The following is a 17,696-nucleotide window of genomic DNA, read 5'->3' as shown; positions in this document are numbered from 1 at the left end:
ATGGACCGGAGGGGTTCCCCCGCGGTGAATCAGGTTGTGCTGTGCGATGATTCGCTTATGGCGGCACGCGGGAGACCGATGGCGGAGCTGGTGTTGAGCGACGAGGAGCGCCAGACGCTGACGCGGTGGGCGCGGCGGCGCTAGTCCTCGCAGGCGCTGGCGTTGCGGTCGCGGATCGTGCTGGGCTGTGCGGATGGGCTGTCGAACAAGGAGGTCGCGGCCCGGGAGCGGGTATCGCAGCCGACAGTCGGGAAGTGGCGGCGCCGGTTCGTCGAGGCGAGGTTGGACGGGCTGGTCGATGACCCGCGGCCGGGCCGGCCGGCGTCGGTGACCGCTGAGCAGGTCGAGGACGTGGTGGTGGCCACCTTGGAATCGGTCCCCGCCCACGCCACGCACTGGTCGCGCACATCGATGGCCGAACGCGCCGGGCTGTCGAAGTCCACCATTGGGCGGATCTGGAAGGCCTTTGAGCTGCAGCCCCATCGCAGCGAGCACTTCAAGCTGTCCAACGACCCGCTGTTCGTGGAGAAGGTCTATGACATTGTCGGGCTCTACCTCGACCCGCCCGAGGCCGCGGTGGTGTTGTCGGTGGACGAGAAGTCCCAGATCCAGGCCCTGGCCCGCAGCCAACCGGCGTTCCCGATGATGCCGGGCATGCCCGAGAAACGCACCCACGACTACGTCCGGCACGGCACCACCAGCCTGTTCGCCGCCTTCGACATCGGCGAGGGCACCGTGATCTCTTCGCTGCACCGCCGCCACCGCGCGATCGAATTCCGCAGGTTCCTCGCCAAGATCGACACCGAGGTCCCCGACCATCTCGACATCCACCTGGTCTGCGACAACTACGGCACGCACAAGGCGCCCACCGTGCAAACCTGGCTCGACCGCCACCCCCGCTTCCACATGCACTTCACGCCGACCTATTCCAGCTGGATCAACCAGGTGCAACGGTGGTTCGCCGAACTCACCCGACAACTCGTCGAACGCGGCGACCACCACAGCGTGCAGGCCCTCGAACGCGACATCCGCACCTGGGTCGCCGCCTGGAACGAGAACCCGAAACCATTCATCTGGACCAAGACCGCCGAGCAGATCCTCAAATCACTCGGACTATTAATGAAACGAATTACTGACGCGGGACACTAGTGAGCCTGGCCCCGTCCCGACCGGTAGGACGCCACGACGCCGACCACGGCGAATGCCGCGAACACCCCGAACATCCACCGTCCCGCCGCGGCGTCGGGCGAGTCGCGCAGGTTCACCACCACGCCCGCAAGTCCCGCGCCGAACGCGCCGCACACCAACTGCACGGTGTTGATCGCCGCGGCGGCCACCGCCTGCTCGGCAGGGGCGTCCTGCACAGCACCCATCGCCCACGCCGACAGATGCGGCCACGCGATCCCGATGCCCGCTCCGGTGATCGCCAGCGCGACCGCCCAGATGACAACGTATCCCGTTGAGGCGCCGTCTTTTTGGGATAATGCGGCCACGGTCAGACCGACGGCCATCACCGGCGGCGCCACCGTCACCAACCGGACCGTGGCGCGGACGTCGGTGACCGACGCGCTCGCGATCTCCCCAACCGTCCAGCCCACCGACAAGGCCGCGCCCAAGAAGCCCGCGACCACCGGGGCCAGCGCCCCGAGCCGCTGGCCGAACAGCGGGACATACATGTCGCCCATCGTCGCGGCCATCAGCAGACCCAGGGTGGCGTAAATCCATTTCATCGGGCCGGGCCCGAATGCGCTGCGCGGCAACACCGCGGTGCCGGCCCGCCGGTCGACGACCATGAACGCCAGCACCAACGCCACACTGAAGGCCAGCAGGCCCCCGGTGACCGCAGTATTGCGGGGAATCGCCGCCACGCTCACCACCAGCGCCGCCGAGCCCAGCAACAGCAACGACCAGACGGGGATCCGCGGGCCGGCCGAGCCCGTGTCGGAGGCTGGGACCCGCGCAGGCAGCGCGATCGGCACCAGCAGACTCATCGCCACCGCAAGCGCCGCGAGAAGCCCGAATCCGCCTCTCCATAAACCGAATTGAGCGAACAGTCCACCCGCGGTCGGGCCGATGAGCGTGCCGATCCCCCACATGGCCGACACCGCCGCCGACGCCCTGGTCCACAGTCGATCTGGCAGCGCGGCGCCGATCACTGCGTAGCCGAGCCCGGCGAGCAGGCCACCGGCCAGGCCCTGCACCACCCGACCGACCAGCAGCAGCTGCATGGTCGGCGCCAACGTGCACAGTGCACTGCCCACGCTGAACGACAGCAGGGCGCCCAGATAGGACCATCGCGGCCCGAACCGGGTGAGTACCGGGCCCACCGTCGTCGCCGCGACCACCGACGACACCAGGTACACGGTCGTCACCCAGGTGTAGAACCGCTCACCGCCGATATCGGCGACGGCGCTGGGCAGCAGGCTCATCGTGATGAACTCGTTGGTGGCATAGATCGCCACCCCGCCGGCCAACACGGTTGTGGCACCGCCGTAGTCGCCCAGCAGCTCGCGCCAGCTGCCCGCCGCCGATGCCGTCGTCCGGGTCACGTGCATCACCGTAGAGGCTCAACCGCGATTGAGCTCAAGCCCGGTGCCGCTCCTACTTCAGGCCCGCGGCATCCATGCCGCGAAGTTCCTTCTTCAAATCGGCGATCTCGTCGCGGATTCGGGCTGCCAGCTCGAACTGCAGGTCCCGTGCGGCGGCCATCATCTGCGCCGTCAGGTCCTTGATCAGATCGGCCAGTTCGGCGCGCGGCATGTTCGCGGTGTCGCGGCCCTCGATGCTGCCAGCGCTGACGACCCGGCCCGGTTCGCCTTGCGCGCGTCGGCCCCTCGACGAGTTGCGTCCCGATCCGCCGATCTCGACGGCTTCGGTGTCGTCGGCCTCCCGGTACACCTGGTCGAGGATGTCGGCGATCTTCTTGCGCAACGGTTGCGGGTCGATCCCGCGCTCTTCGTTGTAGGCGATCTGCTTGGCGCGTCGACGCTCGGTCTCGTCGATGGCCTCTTTCATCGAGTCGGTGATGTTGTCCGCGTACATGTGCACCTCACCGGACACGTTGCGAGCCGCACGACCGATGGTCTGGATCAGGCTTCGGGTGGACCGCAGGAAGCCCTCCTTGTCGGCGTCGAGGATGGACACCAGCGACACCTCGGGAAGGTCAAGGCCCTCGCGGAGCAGGTTGATGCCGACCAGCACGTCGTACTCCCCGAGCCGCAGCTGACGCAGCAGCTCGACACGGCGCAGCGTGTCCACCTCGGAGTGCACATACCGCACCCGGATGCCCATCTCGAGCAGGTAGTCGGTGAGGTCCTCGGCCATCTTCTTGGTCAGCGTCGTCACCAGCACCCGCTCGTCGCGCTCGGCGCGGGCCCGGATCTCGCCGATCAGGTCGTCGATCTGGCCCTTCGTCGGCTTGACCACCACCTTGGGGTCTACCAGGCCGGTCGGGCGGATCACCTGCTCGACGAACTCGCCGCCGGTCTGGCTGAGCTCGTACGGTCCCGGGGTGGCCGACAGATACACCGTCTGCCCGACGCGATCGGCGAACTCCTCCCAGGTCAGCGGGCGGTTGTCGACCGCCGAGGGCAGCCGGAAGCCGTACTCCACCAGGTTGCGCTTGCGGGACATGTCGCCCTCGAACATGCCGCCGATCTGCGGCACGGTGACGTGCGACTCGTCGATGACCATCAGGAAGTCCTCGGGGAAATAGTCCAGCAGCGTCGCCGGCGCCGAGCCCGCCGGCCGGCCGTCGATGTGCCGCGAGTAGTTCTCGATACCTGAGCAGAAGCCGACCTGACGCATCATCTCGATGTCGTAGTTGGTGCGCATCCGCAGCCGCTGCGCTTCCAGCAGCTTGCCCTGGTTCTCCAGTTCAGCCAGCCGCTCGGCGAGCTCCTGCTCGATGGTCGAGATGGCCTGCGCCATCCGCTCCGGGCCGGCCACGTAGTGGGTGGCCGGGAAGATCCGCACCGAGTCGACCTTGCGGACCACGTCCCCGGTCAGCGGGTGCAGGTAATACAACGCCTCGATCTCGTCGCCGAAGTATTCGATGCGAACGGCCAATTCCTCGTAGGAGGGGATGATCTCGACGGTGTCGCCGCGCACGCGGAACGACCCGCGGGTGAAGGACATGTCGTTGCGGCTGTACTGCACGTCGACCAGCAGCCGCAGCAGCCCGTCGCGCGGCACCTCGCTGCCCACCTGCAACTCGACCGAACGGTCCAGGTAGGACTGCGGGGTACCCAGGCCGTAGATGCACGACACCGACGCGACCACGACCACGTCGCGCCGTGACAGCAGGCGTGACGTCGCCGAATGCCGGAGGCGTTCGACGTCGTCGTTGATCGAACTGTCCTTCTCGATGTAGGTATCGGTCTGGGCGATGTACGCCTCGGGCTGGTAGTAGTCGTAGTAGCTGACGAAGTACTCGACTGCGTTGTGCGGCAACATATCTCGCAACTCGTGGGCGAGCTGGGCGGCCAGCGTCTTGTTCGGCGCCATCACCAGGGCGGGCCGCTGCAGCCGTTCGATGAGCCACGCCGTGGTGGCCGACTTGCCGGTGCCGGTGGCCCCCAGCAGCACCACGTCGCGCTCCCCCGCCCGGATCCGGCGTTCCAGTTCGTCGATGGCGGCCGGCTGATCGCCGGCCGGCTGGTGCGGGCTGACCACCTCGAACCGCGCGCCCGCGCGCACCACGTCCTCCACCGCGCGGTACTCCGAGTGCGCAACGACTGGGTGTTCGGTAGCGAATGCCATCTGTCCAGGTTAAGCGCCGCCACCGACATTCGTTCCGCAGCCGATCCTCCCGGCCCGTACGCTGACGCCGTGCCCGAAGCGCCCGGGACCGCGCACGTCCACCCCCCGAAACGCGAGACCTTCGACATCGCCGCGCGAACCAACACCGACAACAAGGGCATCGCGCGCGCCGTCGACGAATATGTCATCCGTCCGTGGGGCCTCTACATGGCCCGGCCCACCCCCGGTCGCGCTCAGTTCCACTACCTGGAGTCCTGGTTGCTGCCCTCGCTGGGCATCCGGGCCAACGTCTTTCACTTCAACCCGGGCTACGAGCGAGAGCAGGACTACTACCTCGACGTCGGCCACATCGCGCCCGCGGACGCCGTCTGGCAGACCGAAGACCACTACCTCGACCTGGTCGTCTACACCGGGGACCGCACCGAATTGCTCGACGCCGACGAGCTGCTCGAGGCGCACCGACACGGCCTGGTGAGCACCGGGACGGCCGAGGCGGCGGTCCGGCGGGCCCTGGCTGCGGTCGAGGGGCTGGCCCGGCACGGCCACGACCTCACCTCTTGGCTGGCGGCCCAGGGCATGGACCTGTTCTGGCGCTAGCAACTCGGCAGCCTCGCCCGGCCACCCGAATCGATGCCGCACGCCCAACAGGTATTCTCGCTAGGCATGAGCCTCAGCAGGCGCCGCAGGCTGGCTGCGGCGGTAGGTGGTGCGATCGTACTCGCAGGTTCTCAGTTGACTGTGAGCCCGGCAGATGCCGACCCCGCGCCGCCGTCGCCGGCCCCGCCTCCGCCACCCGCGGGCGAAGTGCTGCACAACGTGACTTACCGCGCGCGCGCCGACGGCACCTCGCGCGGTGCGGTCGTTGCCTACAAAATCGACGACACCAACGTCAACAGCGACCAGCCGACACTGCTGCCCGGCGTCACGTTCGAGGTCAACACGGTGCTGACCGACCCCGAACAGGCCGGTATGGAGATCTCCATCCAGTGGCCCTACGGATCGAATCTGCACTGCGAGATCCTGGTGGACGATCAGACCGTCACCCAGGCCGATCAGTTCATCGCCCCGCGGCTGTTCCATCCCAGAGATGACCCGCTGTACGGCACGCTGCAGTGCGGCGCGCCGCTGAACAAGCCCAACCCGGCGCAGGTGGCACCTCCGAGCGGCCCGGACGCGGCTGCCTGACCGCTCAGGGGCGCCAGCCGGTCGCATCGGCCCACGCCCACGCTCGCCGGTAGGCGTCGAGGAACCACGGCTCCTTGGCTTCGGTGTAGCGCGCACCGTCGTGGTGCTGAGCCGCGGACCGCTTGACCACCAGGTAGTCGGTCCGCGCTGCGGGGTTGGCGGCCAGCCAATCCACGAACAACAACGCGAACTGCTGGTTGGGCCAGCCGTCCACCCGGATGTGGACGTTGGTCGGCCGGCCGGGGTCGCCCGAGGCGTGAAACCGCTTGTGCCACAACGACGTATCCTCATCGCGGTCGAACCGGGCATCGGTACTGCGGGCATCGGACTTCGGCGCGTCGGACGTGACGGCCGCCACCCTCGGGTAGCCCGCCCGCAGCAGGTCGTCGGCGAGCTCATCGGCGACCTCCGGCGACGCGACTGTCACCTGGATGTCGATGACGTCCTTGGCGTCCATACCGGGCACCGCCGTCGACCCGATGTGGTCGATCCGCACGGCACGGTGCCCACATGTGGTGTTGAGCCGGGCCATGATCCGGCGGGCCTGGCCGGGCCAGCTCGGATCGGCGGACACCACCTCGGGAGCGCCGTGCACCGGCGTGCCGGTGGCGAGGTTGTGCGCGAACGGCCGGACGCGCTGATACCAGAGGTCGCGGGCCTTCTCGACCAGTTCGCCCTCGCTGCCCGAGTTGTCCAACCACACGTCTGCGACCAGTCTTCTCTGCTCGTCAGTGGCCTGGGCCGCGATGCGGGCCCTGGCGTCGGCCTCGGTGAAACCGCGGTGGTCGATGAGCCGCTTCACCCGGACCTCGGGGTCGGCGTTGACGACGACGACCAGCGGGAACATCGGCGCCATGTGCGACTCGACCAGCAGCGGGATGTCCTCGACGATCACCGCATCCTCACCGGCGGCGGCGATCAGCTCCGAGCGGCGGTGTGCCACCAGCGGATGGACGATGCTATTGAGGGTCTGACGCTTGTCCTCGTCACTGAAGGCGATCGCGGCCAGCGCGGGACGGTCCAGCGCGCCGTCCGGCCGCAGGATGCGCGCCCCGAACGCGTCGACGAGCTTGGACAGTCCCTCGGTCCCCGGTTCGACCACCTCGCGGGAGATGACGTCCCCGTCGACGACGATGCCCCCACATTCGGAAAACGTGGCGGACACCGTCGACTTACCGGCGCCGATACCGCCGGTCAATCCGATCCGAAGCATCATTCTCCTTAGAAACGAAACTGCGCAGGAAGCCCGAAGGCTTCCTGCGCGGTTTCAATCTCGACGGCTGAGCTGCTAGGCGTTGCCCGCCAGCTTCTCGCGCAGGGCCGCGAGCTGGGCATCGCTGGCCAGCGAGCCGCCTGCTGACTCACCCGAGCTCGAGGACGACGAGGACGCTCCGTTGCCAGCCGGACGCTCGGCCGCGGCAGCCTCGGCCGCGGCGAACTTCTCCATCTGGGCGGTGTGCATCTTGTGCCGCTGCTCGGCCTCGGCGTAGCGGGCCTCCCACTCGGTGCGCTGCTTGTCGAAGCCTTCGAGCCATTCGTTGGTCTCGGCGTCGAAGCCCTCGGGGAAGATGTAGTTGCCCTGCTCGTCGTAGCTGTCGGCCATGCCGTACTTGCTGGGGTCGAACTCCTCGGTGTAATCCTCGTTGGCCTGCTTGAGGCTCAGTGAGATCCGGCGGCGCTCCAGGTCGATGTCGATGACCTTGACCATGGCGTCGTCGCCGACCTGCACAACCTGGTCCGGCACCTCGACGTGGCGCTCGGCCAGTTCGGAGATGTGCACCAGACCCTCGATGCCCTCCTCGACGCGCACGAACGCGCCGAACGGAACGAGCTTGGTGACCTTGCCCGGCACGATCTGGCCGATCGCGTGGGTGCGGGCGAAGTGACGCCACGGGTCTTCCTGGGTGGCCTTCAGCGACAGCGAGACGCGCTCGCGGTCCATGTCGACGTCGAGCACCTCGACGGTGACCTCGTCACCCACCTGAACCACCTCGGAGGGATGGTCGATGTGCTTCCAGGACAGCTCGGAGACGTGCACCAGGCCGTCGACCCCACCGAGGTCGACGAACGCGCCGAAGTTGACGATCGAGGAGACCACACCCTTGCGGACGGCGCCCTTCTGCAGCTGGTTGAGGAACTCGCTGCGCACCTCGGACTGGGTCTGCTCCAGCCAGGCGCGCCGGCTCAGCACCACGTTGTTGCGGTTCTTGTCCAGCTCGATGATCTTGGCCTCGATCTCCTTGCCGATGTACGGCTGCAGATCGCGGACGCGACGCATCTCGACCAGCGACGCGGGCAGGAAGCCGCGCAGGCCGATGTCGAGGATCAGGCCGCCCTTGACGACCTCGATGACGGTGCCCTTGACTGCCTCGTCCTTCTCCTTGAGCTCCTCGATGGTGCCCCAGGCGCGCTCGTACTGGGCGCGCTTCTTGGACAGGATCAGGCGGCCTTCCTTGTCCTCCTTGGTGAGGACGAGGGCTTCCACCTTGTCGCCGACGGACACAACCTCGCTGGGGTCCACGTCGTGCTTGATGGAGAGCTCACGGGAAGGAATGACACCTTCGGTCTTGTAACCGATGTCGAGCAGAACCTCGTCCCGGTCGACCTTGACGATCGTCCCCTCGACGATGTCGCCATCGTTGAAGTACTTGATGGTTTTGTCGATGGCGGCGAGGAAGTCCTCTGCCGAGCCGATGTCGTTGACGGCTACTTGCGGCGAGGTGACGGTGGGACTTGGCATATTGTTGGGTTGCTCCGGACAGGGTCGCTCGTAGGGACAGTGTTCAGGTGATGTACCCGCAAAGTGCGCACAGGTACCATCCGAGACTACTCGACTAGGCACACGCTGGACAAACTCGGGTCTGGCAGGCCCCTGCCGGCGATGTTGCCGATTACCCTCCTCTGGTGTCCTACGCCACGATGCCGCCGTTCCCGCGGCCCGTCCGCAAAGTCGGAGCGCCCCTGGCGGTGATCATCGTCTTCGGCACCATCGCCGGGCTGATCTTGATCCTGCTGACCGCGGTGAACCCGGCCGGGACGGCGATCGGCTTCGTCTTGTCCACGGTGGCGATGAGCCTGGTGCTGCTGTCCTACCTGTGGCTGGACCGCTGGGAGCCCGAGCCGCCCCGGCTGCTGGTGCTGGCGTTCCTGTGGGGCGCGTCGGTGGCGATCCTGGCGTCGGTGGTGCTCGAGTTGATCGTCGAGTCGGCGATCAACCCGGGCCAGCAGGAGACCACCTTCTTCACCGTCGCCGTCGCAGCACCGGTCATCGAGGAAGCCGCCAAGGGCCTGTTCCTGCTGCTGATGATGACCGGGGTGCGCCGCAACGAGCTGAACTCGCTGACCGACTGCCTGGTGTATGCGGGCGTGCCGGCGGTGGGTTTCGCATGGCTGGAGGACATCTTCTACATCGCCGACGGCGAGACGCTGGCCACCTCGCTGGCCACCGCCGCGATGCGGCTGATCATGGCGCCGTTCGCGCATCCGCTGTTCACCACCTTCACCGGTATCGGCGTGTATTTCGCTCTACAGCAACGCAATACGTTGGCCAAGGTCGGCTACGTCGGACTGGGCTTCGTCGCGGCGGTGGTGATGCACGGGTTGTGGAACGGCTCGGCGCTGGCGAGCCCGGGCGCCTACTTCGGGCTGTATGCGGTGTGGATGATGCCGATCTTCTTCCTGGCGATCGTGCTGGCCGTCCGCAGCCGGCGACGCGAGCAGAAGATCGTCGCCGAGAAGCTGCCCGGGATGGTGGCCGCGGGCCTGGTGCTGCCCGCCGAGACGGCGTGGCTGGGGTCGATCAAGACCCGCAAGCAGGCCGTGGCGGCCGCCACCGGATTCGGCGGCCGGCAGGCCGGCATCGGGGTGAAGAAGTTCACCCACCAGGTGGTCGAGCTGGCGTTCGTCCGTGACCGCATCGAGCGAGGCTTCGGCGACGCCCGGGTGTTCGCCCTTCAGCAGGAGGAAGTAGACGGCGTGGTCGCCGCGCGAGCCGCCGCCGGGCCGGCACTGCAGTGGCTCACCAATCGGCGAACGTGCGCGTAATGCGCGCCAATGCGGCGTGTCGGCGTGCCGACGCGCACCCTCGCGGGTCAGTCAGTGCGCTGCCGCGTCCCAACTGCGGCCGTATCCCACCGACACCTCGAGCGGCACATCCAGCGGGTAGGCGCCGCCCATCTTGTCGCGCACCAGCTCCTCGACGGCGTCTCGCTCGCCATCGGCCACCTCGAGCAGCAGCTCGTCGTGCACCTGCAGCAGCATCCGGGACTTCAAGCCCGCATCCTTGATCGCGTGCCAGACGTTGATCATCGCGACCTTGATGATGTCGGCGGCGCTGCCCTGGATCGGGGCGTTGAGCGCGGCCCGCTCGGCGGCCTCCCGGACCTGCCGGTTGCTGCTGTCCAGCTCGGGCAGATAGCGCCGCCGGCCCAACACCGTGGACGTGTAGCCGTCCTTGCGGGCCTGGTCGACGACATCCATCAGGTAATCGCGCACCCCGCCGAACCGGGCGAAGTACTGGTCCATCTGGACCTTGGCCTCTTCGGTGGAGATCTTCAGCTGGGCGGCCAGGCCGTAGGCGCTCAGCCCGTAGGCCAATCCGTAGGACATCGCCTTGACCCGGCGTCGCAGCTCGGGCGTCACCTCGTCGATCGGCACGCCGAAGGCCCGTGAGGCGACGAACGAGTGCAGGTCCTCCCCGGTTCGGAAAGCCTCGATGAGGCCCTCGTCCTTGGACAGGTGCGCCATGATCCGCATCTCGATCTGGCTGTAGTCGGCGGTCAACAGCTCGGCGTAGCCGCCGCCGACGATGAACGCGTCGCGGATCTGGCGGCCCGCGTCGGTGCGGACCGGGATGTTCTGCAGGTTGGGTTCGGTCGACGACAGCCGGCCGGTCGCGGCGATGGTCTGGTTGAACGTGGTGTGGATGCGGCCGTCTGCGGCCACCGACTTCAGCAGCCCGTCGACGGTGACCTTGAGCCGGGTCGCGTCGCGGTGGGTCAGCAGGTGCTCGAGGAACGGATGCCCGGTCTTGTCGAACAGCGACTGCAGCGCGTCGGCATCGGTGGTGTAACCGGTCTTGGTGCGCTTGGTCTTCGGCATGCCGAGCTCGTCGAACAGCACGACCTGCAGCTGCTTCGGCGAGCCGAGGTTGATCTGCTTGCCGATGACCGCGTACGCCGCGTCGGCTGCCTCACGGATCTGGTCGCCGAACTCTCGGTGCAGGGTGTCCAGCTTGTCCAGATCGACCGCGATGCCCGCCGTTTCCATCCCGGCCAGCACCGACTGCACCGGCAGTTCCATCTCGCCCAGCAGCGACGACGAGTCGATGCGGGTCAGCTCCTCGTCGAGCGCGTCAGCCAGGTCGGCAACCGCACGGGCCCGCAGGATCAGGGTCTGCACCGCTTGGTCGTCGACGCCCTCGCTGTCGTCGAGCAGCGAAAGCTGTTGCTGCTCAGGGTTATCGGCGCGCAGCTCGCGGCGCAGGTAGCGCAGCGAGAGGTCGTCGAGCGCGAAGCTGCGCTGGCCAGGCCGCACCAGATAGGCCGCCAGGGCGGTGTCGGAGGTGACGCCGGCCAGCGTCCAGCCCCGCCCGGCCAGGTCGTGTATGCCGATCTTGGCCTCGTGCAACGCCTTTGGCTTGGCCGGGTCGGCCAGCCAGGCAGCGAGTGCGGCTTCGTCCTCGGGTGTGAGAGTGGCGGTGTCGAGGTAGGCACCGTCGCCGTCGGCGGCGGCGATGGCCAGCGCGGTGGCGTCACCGTCGTACACGGCGTGGGTGCCGACCACCGCGAGACCGGAGCGACGTCCGTCGCCGGCATGCTCGGCCAGCCACGCCGCCAATGTCCCGGGCTCCAGCGGCCCGCCGCGGACGTCGAAGCCCTCGTCGACTTCGGGTTCCACGGCGGCCAACGTGTCGAACAGCCGGTCGCGCAGCACCCTGAACTCGAGGTCGTCGAACAGCCGGTGGATCTGGTCGCGGTCCCACGGCAGCAGTCGCAGAGTGTCGGGCGTCTGCGCCAAGGGCACGTCCTTGACAAGTTCGGTGAGGTCGCGGTTGAGTACCACGCTGGACAGGTTCTCCCGCAAGGCGTCCCCGACCTTGCCGCGCACGGACTCGACGTTGTCGACGAGCCCCTGCAGGGACCCGTACTCGACGATCCACTTGGCCGCGGTCTTCTCCCCCACGCCTGGAATGCCGGGCAGGTTGTCACTCGGATCGCCCCGCAGAGCCGCGAAGTCCGGATACTGCGCGGGTGTCAGCCCGTACTTCTCCACCACCGCCTCCGGGGTGAAGCGGGTCAGGTCGCTGACACCCTTGCGGGGATAAAGCACCGTCACGTCGGGGCTGACGAGCTGCAGTGCATCGCGGTCACCGGTGACCACCAGGACCCGGTAGCCCTCCCGCTCACCCTGGGAGGCCAGCGTGGCGATGATGTCGTCGGCTTCGAAGCCCGGCTCGGCCAGGACGGTGATGCCCAGCGCGTTGAGCACCTCTTTGGTGATGTCGATCTGGCCGCGGAACTCGTCGGGAGTGGCCGACCGGCCGGCCTTGTACTCCGGAAACTTGTCCACCCGGAACGTCTGCCGCGAGACGTCGAACGCGGCGGCGATGTGGCTGGGCTGCTCATCGCGCAGCAGGTTGATCAGCATGGCGGTGAAGCCGTACACCGCATTGGTGGTCAGACCGTTCTTGGTCTTGAAGTTCTCGGCGGGCAGCGCGTAGAACGCCCGGTAGGCCACCGAGTTGCCGTCCAACAGCATGAGTGTGGGCTTTTCGTCCGTCGCGCTCGCCGTCACGGCCCTAACTCTAGGCACCGCCGCCGACACCCAGGCAGCTGATCCTGTTGCGGTCGGTAGCCGAAAAGCATCTGGGTTCGGTAGCGGGTGTGCCGTCGGTGCGGGCAGTGTCGACGGTCACCCCGAACCACCCGCAGCACCCGCCCGAATCGCCCGACATCGCAACGGATTCCACCGCCACGGCATTTAGTACTATCCCCAGTACCAATCGAGAGGTCCAGCCATGCCCGTCGACCGCCTGTTGCCCAATCAGGACGCCGCCGATCTGATCGCCCTGACCCGCGACGTCGCCGACAAGATCCTCAGCCCCGTCGTCGACGAGCACGAGCGTTCCGAGACCTACCCCGAAGGTGTTTTCGCCCAGCTCGGTGAAGCGGGACTGCTGAGCCTGACTCAGCCCGAGGAGTGGGGCGGCGCCGCCCAGCCGTTCGAGGTCTACCTGCAGGTGCTCGAGGAACTCGCCGCGCGCTGGGCGTCGGTCGCGGTGGCGGTCAGCGTGCACAGCCTGTCTTGTCACCCGCTACTCACCTTCGGCACCGAGGAGCAGAAGCGGCGCTGGCTGACCGGCATGTTGTCCGGCGACCAGATCGGCGCCTACAGCCTGTCCGAACCGCAGGCCGGCTCGGATGCCGCGGCGCTGCGCTGCGCAGCCACCCTGACCGAGGGCGGCTACGTCATCAACGGCTCGAAGTCGTGGATCACCCATGGCGGGCGGGCCGATTTCTACACCCTGTTCGCCCGGACGGGTGAGGGTTCCAAGGGGGTGTCCTGCTTTCTGATCCCCGGCGACCAGCCGGGCCTGAGCTTCGGTAAGCCGGAGGAGAAGATGGGCCTGGCCGCCGTGCCGACCACCTCGGCGTTCTACGACAACGCGGTCGTCGACGCCGACCGCCTCGTCGGGGCCGAGGGTCAGGGTCTGCAGATCGCCTTCAGTGCACTGGACTCCGGGCGGCTGGGTATCGCCGCGGTGGCCGTCGGCATCGCGCAGGCCGCACTCGACGAGGCCTGCGCCTACGCCAACGAGCGAACGTCATTCGGCCGCAAGATCATCGACCACCAGGGGCTGGGCTTCCTGCTGGCCGACATGGTTGCCGCGGTGGCCAGCGCCCGGGCCACCTACCTCGATGCGGCCCGGCGCCGCGACGCCGGACTTCCCTACTCGCAGCAGGCCAGCGTCGCCAAGCTCGTCGCCACCGATGCCGCGATGAAGGTGACCACCGACGCCGTGCAGGTGCTCGGCGGCGTCGGCTACACCCGGGACTACCGTGTCGAGCGCTACATGCGGGAAGCCAAGATCACGCAGATCTTCGAAGGAACCAATCAGATCCAGCGGCTGGTTATCGCGCGGGGCCTAACGAAGCCCTGATCGCCAGGCCCGAACCGGGCTACGATCCGTCCCATCGACACCGACGCCGAGGTGCCGTTCCACGGTAAGGTGCGCTCGTACCGCGGTCTCGACGAGGGAATCCATCGCAAAAATCCAACTTCGTTGCGGAATCGGTTGCGGATGTCCGGCGAATCCGCGATGGTTTAGTGACGGAGGGCGACCGATCGCTGTGGCCGTCGGCCGGCGGTGCGGATCTCGGTGGAACCGCCCACCGGTGACGTCGCGTCGGTGCGCGCCAAGGTCGTCGATCTCACAATCACTTTCGACTACCCTCCGCCCCCTTACGAAAGGCACCACGGCTCATGGCCAATGGGATCGACCCCCGCATCTTCGCCCAGTCCGCGTCCCGACGCCGGTTCATCGGCGGCGGCGCCGCTGCCGCCGCGGCTTTGGTCCTCTCTCTCTCTCTCTCACGAAAATTCACGTGACCACAGCTGGTGAGGCGTGCGTGGGTGACTCGCCAGCTGTGGCGGGTGGGGTGATCGAGGTTGGCGCGTTGTTGTTATGCGGTGTTGGTGAGGGGTTGGAGGCTGACTCGGTAGCCGAGGGATTCGAGCTGACTGATCGCGTGTGCCTTGGTTTTGGCTGGGATACGGCGGGTGAAGTAGTCGGCGCCGGGATCACGGTAGAACTCGCCGTTGGTGAGCATGTTCCACACCGCCACGAGGATGGAATGTTCGAGTGCAACAAGTGCTTTCATCGGACCTCGACGGGCGGCGATACGCCGGTATTTGGCTGAGAGGTAGGTTCCCTTCGAGCGGGACGCGGCTAGCGCGGCAGTCCCGAGGGCCCCTTTCAAATACCGGTTTCCGTGCCGGGTTTTGGTCGACTTCACCTTGCCCGCGGACTCGTTGGATCCGGGTGCGGTGCCCGCCCACGACGCCAGATGCCCGGCGGTGGCAAATACGCTCATGTCGGCGCCGGTCTCGGCGAGCAGCACCTCAGCGACGATCCTTGAGACGCCCGGGATGCTCGTCAGCAGTTCCCGGGCCGCCGCTAAAGGTGTCACCGCCACGCCGATCCTGTCATCGAGGTCGGCTAACGCCTGCCCGTACTGGTCGATCAGATTCAGGTGCATCCTGATCAAGTATCCGTGGTGGGGGGTGAACCGGCCGGTCAGCGCCTCGGTGAGGGTCGGGATCTTCGAGCGCATCCGGCGTTGGGCCAGATCTGCCATCGCCGCCGGCCCCGACTGGCCCGCGATGAGGGCCTCCAGCATCGCCCTGCCCGAGACTCCCATGATGTCGGTGGCGACCGAGGACAGTTTGATGCCGGCGTCCTCGAGGACTTTCTCGATGCGCTGCACCTGCCGTGCGCGGTCGCGGGTCAGGGTGGTGCGGGCGCGGGTGAGATCGCGTAGTTCCCGGATTGGTTGGGGCGGCACCAGCGATCCGCGTAGCAACCCGTGCGCACCCAAATCGGCCAGCCAGGCAGCATCGGAGACATCGGTCTTGCGGCCCGGCATGTTGCGGGCGTCGTGGGCGTTGACCAGCATCACCGTCAGGGTGTCTTCGAGGAGGTAGAAGTACGGCTTCCAATAATCGCCCGTCGCTTCCATCACCACACAGTTGACCCTTTGGTCGAGCAGGTGCTCACGCAACGCCAGGATCTGACCCGACATCGCACCCCACGTCGTCACCGTGGCCGATGTCGGTGTGCTCCCAGAGCCTTGGACCCGGACGCAGACTTTGGCGTCCCTCTTTGAGATATCTATTCCCGCGCACCGCGGATGTATCACTTCCATCGCCGATCACCTCAGCATTCCCATTGCAGTTTCATTGCAGGCGTGTGGGTTACGGGGAGGGCGGGGGTAAAACAGAAATCTCTCACTCGTGCTCGAAGGCAACACTCCACGGTCCCCGCGGATGACGATCATGCCCTCCACCACCATGCTGACACGCAGGCTCACCGGCACCACAGGCTGATCGGGGTTGGCCGCAACACACACCTGGAAAGCCTGCACCCTTCACGCGGTATCACGCCAGAGTCGGCGTCGACCATCGGCACAGGTGAGGTCGCCACCATTTTCCGTCCCCACGGAGGGGCCAGCGCAGCGCCCCTGAATTGCTGACACGAAAATTGGGTGACCACAACGGGTGACCCTGCTTGTTTGGCGGGTTATGCAGACTGGGTGAGTGGTTCCAGTGTGACTCGGTAGCCGAGGGATTCGAGTTGGTTGATTGCCCGGGATTTGGTTCGGGCGGGCTGGTGGGCGGTGTAGTAGTTCGCGCCGGGGTCGCGGTAGAAGTCGCCGTTGGTGAGCATGTTGTGGGCGGCGGTGATCATGGCGTGTTCGATGGCGACGATGGCGCGCATCGGGCCGCGTCGGGTGGCGATGCGCTTGTATTTGGCGGACAAGTAGGTGTTCTTGGAGCGGGCTGCGGACAGCGCGGCGATTCCGAGGACGCCCTTGAGGTAGCGGTTGCCGGGCCGGGTTTTGGTGGATTTGACCCGTCCGGCGGACTCGTTGGAACCGGGCGAGACTCCCGCCCAGGATGCCAGATGCCCGGCGGTGGGGAACACGCTCATGTCGCCGCCGGTTTCGGCGATGAACACTTCAGCGACGATCCGGGAGAATCCCGGGATGCTCATCAGCAGGTCCCGGGCCGGGAGAAAAGGTTCCATCGCCGCCTCGATGCGCTCATCGAGTCGACCGATGTCGGCGGTGTGGGCGTCGATGCGGTCCAGAAACAGTCGCGCCATGAACGCGTGGTGGTCGTTGAAGCGTCCGGTCAGCGCTTCGGTCAAGGCCGGGATCTTCGAGCGCAGCCGGCGCCGGGCCAGATCGGCCAGGGCAGCGGGGTCACGCTGGCCCGCGATCAGCGCTTCGAGCATCGCCCGGCCCGAGACGCCGGTGATGTCGGTGGCCACCGAGGACAGTTTGATGCCGGCGTCTTCGAGCAGTTTCTCCAGTCGCTGCACCTCGCGGGTGCGTTCGCGGGTGATCACGGTGCGGGCGCGGGTCAGATCGCGCAACGCCCGGATCGGCGCCGGAGGCACGAACGACGCCTTCACCAGCCCGTGGGCGCCCAGATCGGCCAGCCACGCGGCATCGGAGACGTCGGTTTTGCGGCCGGGTAGGCCTCGCACCGAGGCGGCGTTGACCAGCACCACGTCGAGTTCGTCGTCGAGCAGGTAGTAGAACGGTTTCCAATAGTCGCTGGTGGACTCGATCACTACGCAGCTGACCTTGGCTGCCACCAGGTGCTCACGTAGCGCCAGGATCTGGCTGGTCGTCGCGCCCCAGGTCGTCACCGTCGCTGCGGTGGCCCGCCGGCCGTGGCCTTGCACCCGGATGCAGACCTTGGCGTCCTTCTTCGAGCAGTCGATCCCCGCGCACCGCGGGTGCATCACATCCATCACCCATCACCTCAATCTGATGTACCGTAATTCCTTGTTGTGGAGGGTGTTTCGGGGAGGGCGGGAGTGAAACAGGAATCTGACACTCGTGCTCGACGGCAACATTCCACGGTTCCCGTGGACAAGATGTGCCCTCCACCCCAAGCTAGCCTGCGGGCTCACATGGCAACATAGAGCGACCGGGGTCGACCGAAACACTCCATCAGCA

Annotated in this window: 12 protein-coding genes and 2 pseudogenes; 7 read left to right on the top strand and 7 right to left on the bottom strand. The window is 67.1% G+C overall.

The window, feature by feature from the left end:
• Window positions 1-57 precede the first annotated feature (57 nt).
• A pseudogene (locus tag K9U37_RS11770) lies at window positions 58-1,149 on the top strand (IS630 family transposase).
• Here the strand turns inward: K9U37_RS11770 and K9U37_RS11765 are convergent.
• Both K9U37_RS11765 and uvrB read right to left on the bottom strand, forming a co-directional pair.
• Window positions 1,146-2,549: an MFS transporter gene (locus K9U37_RS11765; protein ID WP_243071841.1), complete on the bottom strand. Its 1,404-nt coding sequence runs from the start codon at window positions 2,547-2,549 to the stop codon at window positions 1,146-1,148. The pseudogene K9U37_RS11770 and the gene K9U37_RS11765 sit on opposite strands and share 4 nt — an antisense overlap.
• A 52-nt stretch (window positions 2,550-2,601) precedes the next feature.
• The gene (gene uvrB, locus K9U37_RS11760) at window positions 2,602-4,761 is read right to left on the bottom strand and encodes an excinuclease ABC subunit UvrB (protein WP_243071840.1); all 2,160 of its coding nucleotides are present in this window, start codon (window positions 4,759-4,761) and stop codon (window positions 2,602-2,604) included.
• Window positions 4,762-4,830: 69 nt separating this feature from the next.
• Here uvrB and K9U37_RS11755 point away from each other — a divergent pair, with 69 nt between their 5' ends.
• Both K9U37_RS11755 and K9U37_RS11750 read left to right on the top strand, forming a co-directional pair.
• Window positions 4,831-5,358, top strand: a complete 528-nt coding sequence (locus K9U37_RS11755) for a ribonuclease FAU-1 family protein (protein ID WP_243071839.1) — start codon at window positions 4,831-4,833, stop codon at window positions 5,356-5,358.
• A gap of 141 nt (window positions 5,359-5,499) precedes the next feature.
• Entirely contained in the window at window positions 5,500-5,946 is a 447-nt protein-coding gene (locus tag K9U37_RS11750) for a hypothetical protein (protein ID WP_372489565.1), read from the top strand.
• A 4-nt stretch (window positions 5,947-5,950) separates the two neighbouring features.
• Here K9U37_RS11750 and coaE read toward each other — a convergent pair whose 3' ends face one another.
• Together coaE and rpsA are read right to left on the bottom strand one after the other, a co-directional pair.
• Window positions 5,951-7,159, bottom strand: a complete 1,209-nt coding sequence (coaE, locus tag K9U37_RS11745; protein WP_243071837.1) for a dephospho-CoA kinase — start codon at window positions 7,157-7,159, stop codon at window positions 5,951-5,953.
• A 75-nt stretch (window positions 7,160-7,234) separates the two neighbouring features.
• Window positions 7,235-8,686, bottom strand: a complete 1,452-nt coding sequence (gene rpsA, locus K9U37_RS11740) for a 30S ribosomal protein S1 (protein ID WP_243071836.1) — start codon at window positions 8,684-8,686, stop codon at window positions 7,235-7,237.
• A 179-nt stretch (window positions 8,687-8,865) separates the two neighbouring features.
• Here rpsA and K9U37_RS11735 point away from each other — a divergent pair, with 179 nt between their 5' ends.
• Window positions 8,866-9,990, top strand: a complete 1,125-nt coding sequence (locus K9U37_RS11735) for a PrsW family intramembrane metalloprotease (RefSeq protein ID WP_243073347.1) — start codon at window positions 8,866-8,868, stop codon at window positions 9,988-9,990.
• Window positions 9,991-10,041: 51 nt separating this feature from the next.
• On the opposite strand, the gene polA is transcribed toward K9U37_RS11735, so the two are convergent.
• Entirely contained in the window at window positions 10,042-12,705 is a 2,664-nt protein-coding gene (polA, locus tag K9U37_RS11730; protein WP_243073346.1) for a DNA polymerase I, read from the bottom strand.
• A gap of 89 nt (window positions 12,706-12,794) precedes the next feature.
• Between polA and K9U37_RS11725 the strand changes: the two are divergent.
• The 3 genes and pseudogenes from K9U37_RS11725 to K9U37_RS20505 form a co-directional block, all read left to right on the top strand.
• Window positions 12,795-12,920: pseudogene (locus K9U37_RS11725) on the top strand (lipid-transfer protein); the annotation flags it as partial.
• A 44-nt stretch (window positions 12,921-12,964) separates the two neighbouring features.
• On the top strand, window positions 12,965-14,107 hold the full coding sequence (locus K9U37_RS11720; RefSeq protein WP_243071835.1) for an acyl-CoA dehydrogenase family protein: 1,143 nt from the start codon (window positions 12,965-12,967) through the stop codon (window positions 14,105-14,107).
• 323 nt (window positions 14,108-14,430) lie between these two features.
• On the top strand, window positions 14,431-14,556 hold the full coding sequence (locus K9U37_RS20505) for a twin-arginine translocation signal domain-containing protein (protein WP_372489504.1): 126 nt from the start codon (window positions 14,431-14,433) through the stop codon (window positions 14,554-14,556).
• 74 nt (window positions 14,557-14,630) lie between these two features.
• Here K9U37_RS20505 and K9U37_RS11715 read toward each other — a convergent pair whose 3' ends face one another.
• Both K9U37_RS11715 and K9U37_RS11710 read right to left on the bottom strand, forming a co-directional pair.
• Window positions 14,631-15,872 carry an IS110 family RNA-guided transposase gene (locus K9U37_RS11715; protein ID WP_243070569.1) on the bottom strand — a complete coding sequence of 414 codons (1,242 nt, stop codon included), beginning with the start codon at window positions 15,870-15,872 and terminating at the stop codon, window positions 14,631-14,633.
• A gap of 374 nt (window positions 15,873-16,246) precedes the next feature.
• Entirely contained in the window at window positions 16,247-17,488 is a 1,242-nt protein-coding gene (locus K9U37_RS11710; protein WP_243071834.1) for an IS110 family RNA-guided transposase, read from the bottom strand.
• Window positions 17,489-17,696: the final 208 nt, after the last annotated feature.

Origin of the sequence: Candidatus Mycolicibacterium alkanivorans (assembly GCF_022760805.1) — a bacterium.
GTDB lineage: Bacteria > Actinomycetota > Actinomycetes > Mycobacteriales > Mycobacteriaceae > Mycobacterium > Mycobacterium alkanivorans.
This window is presented reverse-complemented; position numbering and strand designations above follow the sequence as displayed.